Here is an 11,139-nt window from a genome sequence, read left to right as displayed (position 1 = left end):
CGCTTGCGCAACAAATTGGACGAGACACGGAAGACCGGACGCAGAACCCGGACGAGCCATGCGCAGGTGGTCGATGAGCTCGGCAAGGCGATTGTTGCCGGCACCTATCCTGTCGGCTCGATCCTGCCGGGCGATACGGAACTGGCGCAACGCTTCAAAGTGTCCCGCACCGTGTTGCGCGAGACGATGAAGACGCTCGCCGCCAAGGGCATGGTCGTCGCCAAGGCGCGGGTCGGCACACGTGTGACCGAGAAGAACCTCTGGAACATGTTCGACAGCGAGATCATCGCCTGGCACTTCGACAACGGCGTGACGGAAGAATTCCTGCTGCAGCTTTATGATATCCGCCTCGCTGTCGAACCCTTCGCCGCCAGTCTCGTCGCCGAACGGGCGAATGCCGAGGATATCGAGACGCTGCGGGGGCTGGCGCTCGATATGGCGGCAAGCGGCCATACGGCCGACAGCCTGGCGCTCGCCGACCTTCGTTTCCACTTGGCGATCGCCGAAGCCTCGCACAATCCCTTCATGCGCACCTTGGGCAGCCTCATCGAAGCGGCCCTCGTCGGCATGTTCCGGATGAGCACACCGCCAACCGAAAACGGCTTCGCCAATATCGCCGACACCCATATGCGCATCGTCGATGCCATCGTTTCCGGCGATAGCGCTGCCGCGCGCCGCGCAATGGAGGACGTCATCCTGGACGGCCGCCATCATGTGCACGAGGCCTTCGCGGCTCGCGGTTCGGAGGCTGTGACAGGGCCGATTTCGGCGGCAATTTCACCTTTGTGAAGGTTCTGCCTATCGACAGCGCCAGGCGTTTCTTCAGACGCGCAAGGCACGCTGCGGCACTCTGAACTGCTGTGCAATTTTATCCTCAAATCGATTCCGATTTCAGGAATTATGCAGTAAGAGGCAACAAAGCCGCCTCATGGCGCGGATTCGCGGAGCACATCATGGAACGCACTTGTCTTGCCGTCATCCTTGCCGCCGGTGACAGCACGCGGATGAAATCCTCGAAATCGAAGGTGCTGCATCCCGTCGCCGGACGGCCGATGATCGCCCATGTGGTCGATGCGGTCGCCTCCGCCGGCATCTCATCCGTGGCGCTTGTCGTCGGCCGCGATGCCGAGGAGGTGGCAAAGGCTGGAAGCGTTGCCGGCGTCGGCATCCAATCCTATCTGCAGAAGGAACGCCTCGGCACCGGCCACGCGGTGCTGGCGGCGCGCGAAGCGATCGGCAAGGGCTATGACGATATCCTCGTCACCTATGGCGACGTGCCGCTCCAGACCGACGGGCCGCTGAAGGCCGCCCGCCAGGGCCTGGCCGACGGCAGCGATGTCGTCGTCATCGGCTTCCACACCGACCGCCCGACCGGCTATGGCCGCCTGCTCGTCAAGGATGGCGAACTCATCGCCATCCGCGAGGAAAAGGACGCCACCGATGCCGAGCGCACCGTCACCTGGTGCAACAGCGGGCTGATGGCGATCAACGGCCGCAAGGCGCTCGACCTTCTATCGCGCATCGGCAATGCCAATGCCAAGGGCGAATTCTACCTGACCGATCTCGTCGAGATCGCCAGATCACTCGGCGGACGCGTCACCGCGGTCGATGCCCCCGAGATCGAGATGACCGGCTGCAACACCCGTGCCGAACTCGCCGTTATCGAGCGCTTCTGGCAGGAGCGCCGCCGCCACGAGATGATGCTTTCAGGCGTCACCATGATCGCGCCGGAAACCGTCTTTCTCGCCTACGATACCGTCATCGGCCAGGATGCGCTGATCGAGCCGAATGTTGTCTTCGGTCCCGGCGCGGTGATCGACAGCGGCGCCGTCATTCATGCCTTCTCGCATATCGAAGGCGCCCATGTCAGCCAAGGCGCGACGGTCGGCCCCTTCGCGCGGCTGCGGCCGGGTGCCGACCTCGCCCGCGGCGCCAAGGTCGGCAATTTCTGCGAGGTCAAGAACGGCCGGCTCGGTGAGGGCGCCAAGGTCAATCATCTCACCTATATCGGCGATGCCGTCATCGGCGCCGGCAGCAATATCGGCGCCGGCACGATCACCTGCAACTATGACGGCGTCAACAAGAGCGAGACGGTGATCGGCGAAAACGCTTTCATCGGGTCCAACTCGTCGCTGGTCGCGCCGGTGACGATCGGCGACGGCGCCTATGTCGGCTCCGGCAGCGTCATCACCGTCGATGTGCCGGCCGATGCGCTGGCGCTAGGCCGCGCCCGGCAGGAGATCAAACCCGGCCGCGCGACGCTGTTGCGCGAACGGGCGCTCGCCATCAAGGCGGCGAAGAAGGCGAAGGGCTGACCGGCCTTGCGTAACCGGCGGAAATTCAAAGTGACCGCCGAGGTGATTGAGAAATAAGCAGGAATCGTTAGGACTGGCCTCGTCATCGAAGCCTTTATGGGGATACTATATGTGCGGCATTGTGGGGATCGTCGGAAATCAGCCTGTTGCCGGGCGCCTGGTCGATGCGCTGAAGCGTCTCGAATATCGCGGCTATGATTCCGCCGGCGTCGCCACCATTCATGACGGCGTGATGGATCGCCGCCGCGCCGAGGGCAAGCTGTTCAATCTGGAAAAGCGCCTCGACACCGAACCACTGCCCGGCACCGTCGGAATCGCCCATACACGCTGGGCGACCCACGGCGTTCCCAATGAGACCAATGCCCATCCGCATTTCGTCGAGGGAGTGGCCGTTGTCCATAACGGCATCATCGAGAATTTTTCCGAGCTTCGCGACGAGTTGACGGAAGAGGGTTCGGTCTTCGAAACCCAGACCGACACGGAGGTTGTCGCTCATCTGATGGCGAAATATCTGCGCGAAGGCCTGGAGCCGCGCGCCGCCATGCTGAAGATGCTGAACCGGGTGACCGGCGCCTATGCGCTGGCCGTCATGCTGAAGGCCGATCCCGGCACGATCATGGCCGCCCGTTCCGGCCCGCCGCTTGCCGTCGGCTACGGCCGCGGCGAGATGTTCCTCGGCTCGGATGCGATCGCGCTGTCGCCCTTCACCAACGAGATCAGCTATCTCGTCGACGGCGATTGCGCCGTCCTCACCCGCGACGGCGTGTCGGTGCTCGATTTCGCCGGCAAGCCGGTCAAGCGCGCCCGCCAGATCTCGCAGGCGACCGCCTATGTCGTCGACAAGGGCAACCATCGCCATTTCATGGAAAAGGAAATCTACGAGCAGCCGGAGGTGATTTCCCACGCGCTCAGCCACTATGTCGATTTCGCCGCAAACACCATCGGCGCCAATGCCGCGGCGATCGACTTCAAGGCGACGACCGGCTTGGCGATCTCGGCTTGCGGCACTGCCTATCTCGCCGGTCTCGTCGGCAAATACTGGTTCGAGCGTTATGCCCGCCTGCCTGTTGAAATCGACGTCGCCTCCGAATTCCGCTACCGCGAAATGCCGCTGTCGCCGTCGCAGGCGGCACTCTTCATCTCGCAATCAGGCGAGACCGCCGACACACTGGCATCGCTGCGCTATTGCCGGGACAACGGGCTGAAGATCGGCGCCGTCGTCAATGTCCGCGAATCGACGATCGCGCGTGAATCCGACGCCGTCTTCCCGATCATGGCCGGCCCCGAAATCGGTGTCGCCTCCACCAAGGCCTTCACTTGCCAGCTTGCCGTGCTGGCGTCGCTGGCGATCGGCGCCGGCAAGGCGCGCGGCACGGTGACTGCGGAGGAGGAGAGGGCGCTGGTGCGCCATCTCGCCGAAATGCCGCGCATCATGAGCCGGGTGCTGAACCTGATCCAGCCGCAGATGGAAAGCCTGTCGCGCGAGCTGTCGAAGTGCAAGGACGTACTCTATCTCGGCCGCGGGACCAGCTTCCCGCTCGCCATGGAAGGCGCGCTGAAGCTCAAGGAAATCTCCTATATCCATGCCGAAGGTTATGCCGCCGGTGAGTTGAAGCATGGACCGATCGCGTTGATCGATGAGAACATGCCTGTCATCGTCATCGCCCCCTATGACCGTTTCTTCGAAAAGACCGTCTCGAACATGCAGGAGGTCGCAGCCCGCGGCGGCCGGATCATCTTCATCACGGACGAGGCCGGTGCTAGCGCCTCGAAACTGCCGACCATGGCAACGATCACCCTGCCTGTGGTCGATGAAATCATCGCGCCGATGATCTTCTCGTTGCCGATCCAGCTGCTCGCCTATCACACCGCCGTCTTCATGGGCACCGATGTCGACCAGCCGCGCAACCTGGCGAAATCCGTGACCGTAGAATAAGCCTGCAACGCCGGGATCGTCGCGCCGAAACATATTGTGCGACGTCCCGAATTCTGGCAATTTTGGTGTGCGGACAAGGGGGAAGGGCCGGCGTTCCGGCCTGTCCACGACTGAGATGGAGTTCATCAGGAAACGATGACCGACAACACCCCCAGAATGCCGGTCGCGACCCGGCTGAGGAATAATTTTCTCGCAGGGCTGATCATCTGCGCCCCGATCGCGATCACTATCTGGCTGACCTGGACATTCATCCACTGGTCGGACAGCTGGGTCAGGCCCTATATTCCGGCGCGCTGGAATCCGGAAAGTTATCTCAATTTCGCCATTCCCGGTTTCGGCCTGCTGATCGCTGTCGTGCTGATCACCGTCGTCGGCTTTCTCGGCAAGAACCTGATTGGCCAGAGTATCGTCCGCTTCGGCGAATCGATCGTCCAGCGCATGCCGCTGGTGCGCACAATCTACAGAAGCGTGAAGCAGATTTTCGAAACCGTGCTGAAGGAGCAGGCGAACTCCTTCAAGAAGGTCGGCCTCATCGAATATCCGGGTCCAGGCCTCTGGGCGCTGATCTTCATCGCCACCGACGCCAAGGGCGAAATCGCTTCGAAGTTCGATGCCATGGGCCAGGATATGGTCGCCGTCTTCCTGCCGCCGACGCCGGTGCCGACGGCCGGCTTCCTCATCTTCGTGCCGCGCGAGAAGATCGTCATGCTCGATATGTCGCCGGAAGACGCCGCCAAGTTCCTGATTTCAGGCGGGCTTGTGGCGCCCGAACACAAGCCGGCCGATCCGAAGCAGAAGCATTTGCCGCGGCCGAAGCCGGTGGCGGTTTCCAAGGCGGAATAATGCCTGTCGTCCAAAGCTGCGGCGTCCCGTTTCAACCCGCTCTCAAAAACCGGATCGCCTCGTCACGGCGGAAAAGATAGAGCAGGGTGCGGATCGCCTGTCCTCTTTCACCGGTCAGCTCCGGATCGCGCTCGATCAGATAGGCGGCATCCTTGCGGGCGATCTCCAGCAGGTCGGCATGCGCCTCGAGGCTGGCGATGCGGAAACCCGGCGTGCCGGATTGTCTTGTGCCGAGCAATTCGCCTTCGCCGCGCAGCTTCAGGTCCTCCTCGGCGATGCGGAAACCGTCTTCCGTCTCGCGCATGATCGAGAGCCTGGCATGACCGGTCTCGCCGAGCGGCCCCTTATAGAGCAGGATGCAGGTCGAGGCCTCGTCGCCGCGCCCGACCCGGCCGCGCAGCTGATGCAATTGCGCCAGGCCGAAGCGTTCGGCATGTTCGATCACCATGATCGTCGCATCCGGCACGTCGACGCCGACCTCGACGACGGTCGTGGCGACGAGCAGCCGGGTCTCGCCGTTTTTGAACGCCAACATCGCTGCGTCCTTCTCCGGTCCGCTCATCCGGCCATGGATGAGGCCGATATCGGGGCCGAGTGCGGCGGTGAGCGTTGCATGCCGTTCCTCCGCCGACATCAGGTCGAGCTCTTCGGACTCCTCGACCAGCGGGCAGATCCAATAGGCCTTCTTGCCCTCGGCGATCGCGCTTTGCAGCCGTCCGACGATCTCGCCTGTTCGTTCCATCGGCACGGTGATCGTCTGGATCGGCTTGCGGCCGGCCGGTTTCTCTGTGAGCTTGGAGACGTCCATATCGCCGAAGGCGGCGAGCACCAGCGTGCGCGGGATCGGTGTCGCCGTCATGACAAGCATATGCGGCGAGATGCCCTTGGCCGTCAGCCGCAGGCGCTGATGCACGCCGAAACGGTGTTGTTCGTCGACGACGGCAAGCATCAGATTGGCGTAGGTGACGCTGTCCTGGAACAGCGCATGTGTGCCGATGACGATCTGTGCAGCACCCGAGGCGATGCGTTCCTGGATCTCCTCCCGTTCGCGTCCCTTGGTGCGCCCGGTCAGCACCTCGATGCCAAGCCCGGCGGAGGCGGCGAATTTCGAGATCGTCGCATGATGCTGCCGCGCCAGGATTTCGGTCGGCGCCATCAGCACGGCCTGGCCGCCGCTCTCGATCACCGCCGCCATAGCCATCAGCGCCACCAGCGTCTTGCCGGAGCCGACATCGCCCTGCAGCAGTCGCAGCATGCGCTCGTTGCCGGCCATGTCCTTCAAAACCTCGGCGATCGCCTCGTTCTGGCTTGTCGTGAGCGAGAAGGGCAGGGTTTTCAGGATCTTGCCGCTGACGGCACCTGTCGCATGCACCGGCTGGCCCGCCACCTTGCGAAGCCTCTGCCGCACCAGGCTCAGCGACAGCTGGCCGGCGAGGAACTCGTCATAGGCAAGTCGCCGCCGGGCAGGGGCCTGCGGGTCGATATCGGTGGGGTCGCGCGGCTCGTGCAGCATGTGGAAGCTGTCGCGGATCGACGGCAGGCCCTGCTTCTGTGTCAGCGAGAGATCGATCCATTCCGGCAGCTCGGGAAAGCGCGGCAGGCCGGCGTCGATGATCTTGCGCAGCGTCTTCGGCGAGAGCCCCGCCGTCAGCGGATAGATCGGCTCGACCAGCGGCAGGCTCTCCGCCTCGTCGGCCCTGACGATATAATCGGGATGCACCATCGAGGCGCGGCCGTTGAACCAGTCGATCTTGCCGCTGACCGTCACCTCGGCATCGATCGGCAGCTGCTTTTCCAGCCATGCCGCCTGTCCGCGGAAGAAGACCAGCGTCAGCTCGCCGGTTTCGTCATGCAGGAAGACGCGGTAGGGGATATTGCTTTTGCCGCGCGGCGGTACCTGATGCCGGTCGACGCGCGCCGTGATCGTCACGATCGCCCCCTGCGGCGCGCGCGCGATTCCCGGCTGGTTGCGCCGGTCGATCAGCGAAAAGGGTGCGTGGAAGAGGAGGTCGATGACCCGGCAATCCTCCAGCGTCTCGCGCCCGAGCAGCTTCACCAGCAGCTCGGCGATCTTCGGACCGACGCCCGGAAGGCCCGAAATGGGGGAAAACAGAGGATCGAGAATGGCGGGGCGCATGCGGCCAAAATGCGATGAACAATGCGGCCTTGGCAAGGCTGACAAGCCGCTTTCCAGGGTCTATAGAGGCGCATCAACAGGAAGGTAATGCCATGACAGGTGTCACGCTCACGAGTGCCGGTCTCGACCCGCGCCGCCGCAGGATCCTTTTCCGCTGCTGGCATCGCGGCATCCGCGAGATGGATCTGGTTTTTGGCCAGTTCGCCGAAGCCGAGGTCGCCACGCTGTCGGAAGCCGAACTCGACGAGTTCGAGACGATCATGGCCGAAGAGGACAATGATCTCGTTCGCTGGATCATGGGAACATGGCCGGTGCCCGAGCGTTTCCAGACACCGATGTTTGCCCGCATCGCCGCCTACAAGCCCGATTTCGACAAGCCCCTTAGGACGCCGGAATGATCCCTGGTTTCGATGCGAAGAAGCTTGCGGCCATTGCCGAGCCGCTGACGATCGGCAATGTGCCGGCAGGTCTGGAGACGCTGCTGCTCGCCGAGCTCGCTCGAACGGGAGAGCCGGTCGCCTATGTCATGTCGGATGGCCACCGCATGGCCGATCTCGAACAGATGCTCGGTTTCGTCGCCCCCGATATTCCGGTTCTCACCCTGCCGGCCTGGGACTGTCTGCCCTATGACCGCGTCTCGCCGAGCGCCGACACCTCCGCCCGCCGGCTAGCCGCACTTGGCGGCCTGATTGTCCATCGCAAGAAGCCGCATGCCGCAATCGTGCTCGTCACCGCCAATGCCATGCTGCAGAAGGTGGCGCCGCAGGATGTCATCGAGAGCCTCAGCTTTTCGGCCCGTCCCGGCAACCAGCTGCGCATGGACGATCTCGCCGGCCGCCTGGAGCGCAACGGCTTTGAACGCGTCGCGACCGTTCGCGAGGTCGGCGAATATGCCGTGCGGGGCGGCATTCTCGATGTCTTCGTGCCGGGTTCGGAAGAGCCGGTCCGCCTGGATTTCTTCGGCGACACGCTGGAATCGATCCGCAGCTTCGATCCGGCCAGCCAGCGCACGATCGGGCAGGTGCGCTCCCTCGATCTCAATCCGATGAGCGAGGTGACGCTGACGCCGGATACGATCAGTCGCTTCCGCAAGAATTACCTTTCGGCTTTCGGCGCCACCACCCGCGACGACGCGCTCTATCTCGCCGTGTCCGAAGGCCGCCGTTACCCCGGCATGGAGCATTGGCTGCCGCTCTTCTACGAGAAGCTCGATACCGTCTTCGATTATCTCAGCGGCTTCCGTATCGTCATCGACCACACGGTGCGCGAGGCGGCGGAGGAGCGCTCCAAGCTCGTTTTCGACTATTACGATGCCCGCCTGAATTCCGGCCAGCCGGCCAAGGGCCAGGTGAACCAGGGCACGCCCTACAAGCCGGTGACGCCGGGCCAGCTCTATCTCGACAGCAAGCTTTTCGTCAAAACCCTCGACGCGCTCGGCGCAATCCGCATCAGCCCCTTCAACGAGCATGAGGGCGAGGCGAGGCGGGTCGTCAATGTCGATGCCCGCCAGGGCCAGCGTTGGGCCCGTTCGAACGCCGAGGGCGGCGGCGATGCCGAACGCATCAACATCTTCGACGTCGTCGTCAAGCATATTGCCGATCGGCGTGCCGCCGGCGCGAAAGTGCTGGTCACCGCCTGGACCGAAGGTTCGCTGGAACGCCTGCTGCAGGTGCTGAACGAACATGGCCTGGAAAAGGTCAAGCCGGTCGAGGCGCTGAAGGATGTCGGTTCGCTGGCGAGAGGCGAGGCGGCCGCGGCCGTGCTCAGCCTCGAATCCGGCTTCGAGGCCGGCGACCTCGTCGTCATCGGCGAGCAGGATATATTGGGCGACCGCATGGTGCGCCGCTCCAAACGCCGCAAACGCGCCGCCGATTTCATCTCCGAGGTTGCGGGCCTCGATGAGGGCTCGATCGTCGTCCATGCCGAACACGGCATCGGCCGCTTCGTCGGGCTGCGGACCATCGAGGCGGCCGGTGCGCCGCATGCCTGCCTCGAGTTGCAATATGCCGACGAGGCCAAGCTCTTCCTGCCGGTCGAAAACATCGACCTGCTCTCGCGCTACGGCGGCGAGGGCACCGACGCCCAGCTCGACAAGCTCGGCGGCGGCGCTTGGCAGATGCGCAAGGCCAAGCTGAAGAAGCGCCTGCTCGACATGGCCGATGCACTGATCCGCATCGCCGCCGAGCGCCTGACGCGCCACGCGCCGATGCTGACGACGCCGGACGGCCTCTACGACGAATTCGCCGCGCGCTTCCCCTATGACGAGACCGAGGACCAGGATAACGCCATCGAGGCGGTGCGCTCCGATCTCGGTGCCGGCCGGCCGATGGACCGCCTCGTCTGCGGCGACGTCGGCTTCGGCAAGACCGAAGTGGCGCTGCGCGCCGCCTTCGTCGCAGCGATGAATGGCGTCCAGGTCGCCGTCGTCGTGCCGACGACATTGCTCGCCCGCCAGCACTTCAAGACCTTTTCCGAACGTTTCCGTGGCCTGCCGGTGCGTGTCCAGCAGGCCTCGCGCCTCGTCGGGGCCAAGGAGCTGGCGCTGACCAAGAAGGAAGTCGCGGACGGCAAGACCGATATCGTCGTCGGCACCCATGCGCTGCTTGGCGCCGGCATCAAATTCGCCAATCTCGGCCTGCTCGTCATCGACGAAGAGCAGCATTTCGGCGTCAAGCACAAGGAGCGGCTGAAGGAGCTGAAGAGCGACGTGCACGTGCTGACGCTGTCTGCAACCCCGATCCCGCGCACGCTGCAGCTTGCCATGACCGGCGTGCGCGAATTGTCGCTGATCACCACGCCCCCGGTCGACCGCATGGCGGTGCGCACCTTCATCTCGCCGTTCGACAGTCTTGTCATCCGAGAGACGCTGATGCGCGAGCATTATCGCGGCGGCCAGAGCTTCTATGTCTGCCCCAGGCTTGCCGACCTCGAGGATATCAGTGCCTTCCTGCAGTCGGATGTGCCGGAGCTGAAGGTGGCGATCGCCCATGGCCAGATGCCGGCCGGCGAACTCGAAGATATCATGAACGCCTTCTATGAAGGCCGCTACGACGTGCTGTTGTCGACCACCATCGTCGAATCCGGCCTCGACGTGCCGACAGCCAACACGCTGATCGTTCACCGCGCCGATATGTTCGGCTTAGCCCAGCTCTATCAGCTGCGGGGCCGCGTCGGCCGCTCGAAGGTGCGCGCCTTTGCGCTCTTCACCCTGCCGGTCAATAAGGTGCTGACGGCAACCGCCGAGCGCCGCCTCAAGGTGCTGCAATCGCTGGATACGCTCGGCGCCGGCTTCCAGCTGGCGAGCCACGACCTAGACATCCGCGGCGCCGGCAACCTGCTTGGCGAGGAGCAGTCCGGTCATATCAAGGAGGTCGGTTTCGAGCTCTATCAGCAGATGCTGGAAGAGGCGGTCGCCGAGGTCAAGGGCGTCGACGAGATCCACGACACCGGTTGGTCGCCGCAGATCTCCGTCGGCACGACGGTGATGATCCCGGAAAATTACGTGCCGGACCTGCATCTGCGTATGGCGCTCTACCGGCGTCTCGGCGAAGTCACCGAGCTCAAGGAGATCGATGGCTTCGGCGCCGAGATGATCGACCGCTTCGGCCCGATGCCGATCGAAGTCCAGCATCTCTTGAAGATCGTCTATATCAAGTCGCTCTGCCGTACCGCCAATGTCGAAAAGCTCGATGCCGGCCCGAAAGGCGTCGTCGTGCAGTTCCGCAACAAGGAATTCCCCAATCCGGCAAACCTCGTCGGTTATATCGGCAAGCAGGGCACGATGGCGAAGATCCGCCCCGATCACAGCCTGTTCCTGACCCGCGACCTGCCGACCCCGGAAAAACGCCTGCAAGGCGCCGCGGTGATCATGACGCAACTGGCCGAGATGGCGAAGTAGGCAGAGGGAG

7 protein-coding genes are annotated in these 11,139 nt (G+C 63.7%); 6 read left to right on the top strand and 1 reads right to left on the bottom strand.

The features are described 5' to 3' along the window. The first annotated feature begins 3 nt into the window (after positions 1-3). The 4 genes from ACMUVN_RS06860 (at position 4) to ACMUVN_RS06845 (ending at position 5,094) form a co-directional block, all read left to right on the top strand. Positions 4-789, top strand: coding sequence for a FadR/GntR family transcriptional regulator (locus ACMUVN_RS06860; protein ID WP_047615420.1), 786 nt, complete (start codon positions 4-6; stop codon positions 787-789). A 164-nt stretch (positions 790-953) separates the two neighbouring features. Then, entirely contained in the window at positions 954-2,315 is a 1,362-nt protein-coding gene (glmU, locus tag ACMUVN_RS06855; protein WP_063475669.1) for a bifunctional UDP-N-acetylglucosamine diphosphorylase/glucosamine-1-phosphate N-acetyltransferase GlmU, read from the top strand. 109 nt (positions 2,316-2,424) lie between these two features. Beyond that, positions 2,425-4,251: a glutamine--fructose-6-phosphate transaminase (isomerizing) gene (gene glmS / locus ACMUVN_RS06850; protein ID WP_047615111.1), complete on the top strand. Its 1,827-nt coding sequence runs from the start codon at positions 2,425-2,427 to the stop codon at positions 4,249-4,251. A gap of 135 nt (positions 4,252-4,386) precedes the next feature. Then, positions 4,387-5,094, top strand: coding sequence for a DUF502 domain-containing protein (locus tag ACMUVN_RS06845; protein ID WP_063475571.1), 708 nt, complete (start codon positions 4,387-4,389; stop codon positions 5,092-5,094). Between the two features lie 31 nt (positions 5,095-5,125). On the opposite strand, the gene recG is transcribed toward ACMUVN_RS06845, so the two are convergent. Beyond that, complete coding sequence (gene recG / locus ACMUVN_RS06840) at positions 5,126-7,231, bottom strand: ATP-dependent DNA helicase RecG (protein ID WP_063475670.1); 2,106 nt, start codon at positions 7,229-7,231, stop codon at positions 5,126-5,128. A gap of 92 nt (positions 7,232-7,323) precedes the next feature. Here recG and ACMUVN_RS06835 point away from each other — a divergent pair, with 92 nt between their 5' ends. Then, positions 7,324-7,629, top strand: coding sequence for a succinate dehydrogenase assembly factor 2 (locus ACMUVN_RS06835; protein ID WP_017960426.1), 306 nt, complete (start codon positions 7,324-7,326; stop codon positions 7,627-7,629). Further along, on the top strand, positions 7,626-11,129 hold the full coding sequence (mfd, locus tag ACMUVN_RS06830) for a transcription-repair coupling factor (RefSeq protein WP_063475572.1): 3,504 nt from the start codon (positions 7,626-7,628) through the stop codon (positions 11,127-11,129). Before ACMUVN_RS06835 ends, mfd begins: the two co-directional genes overlap by 4 nt. Positions 11,130-11,139 lie beyond the last annotated feature (10 nt).

Source organism: Rhizobium sp. IY2, from assembly GCF_047532935.1.
In the GTDB taxonomy this organism is placed as follows: Bacteria; Pseudomonadota; Alphaproteobacteria; order Rhizobiales; family Rhizobiaceae; genus Rhizobium; species Rhizobium anhuiense.
This window is presented reverse-complemented; position numbering and strand designations above follow the sequence as displayed.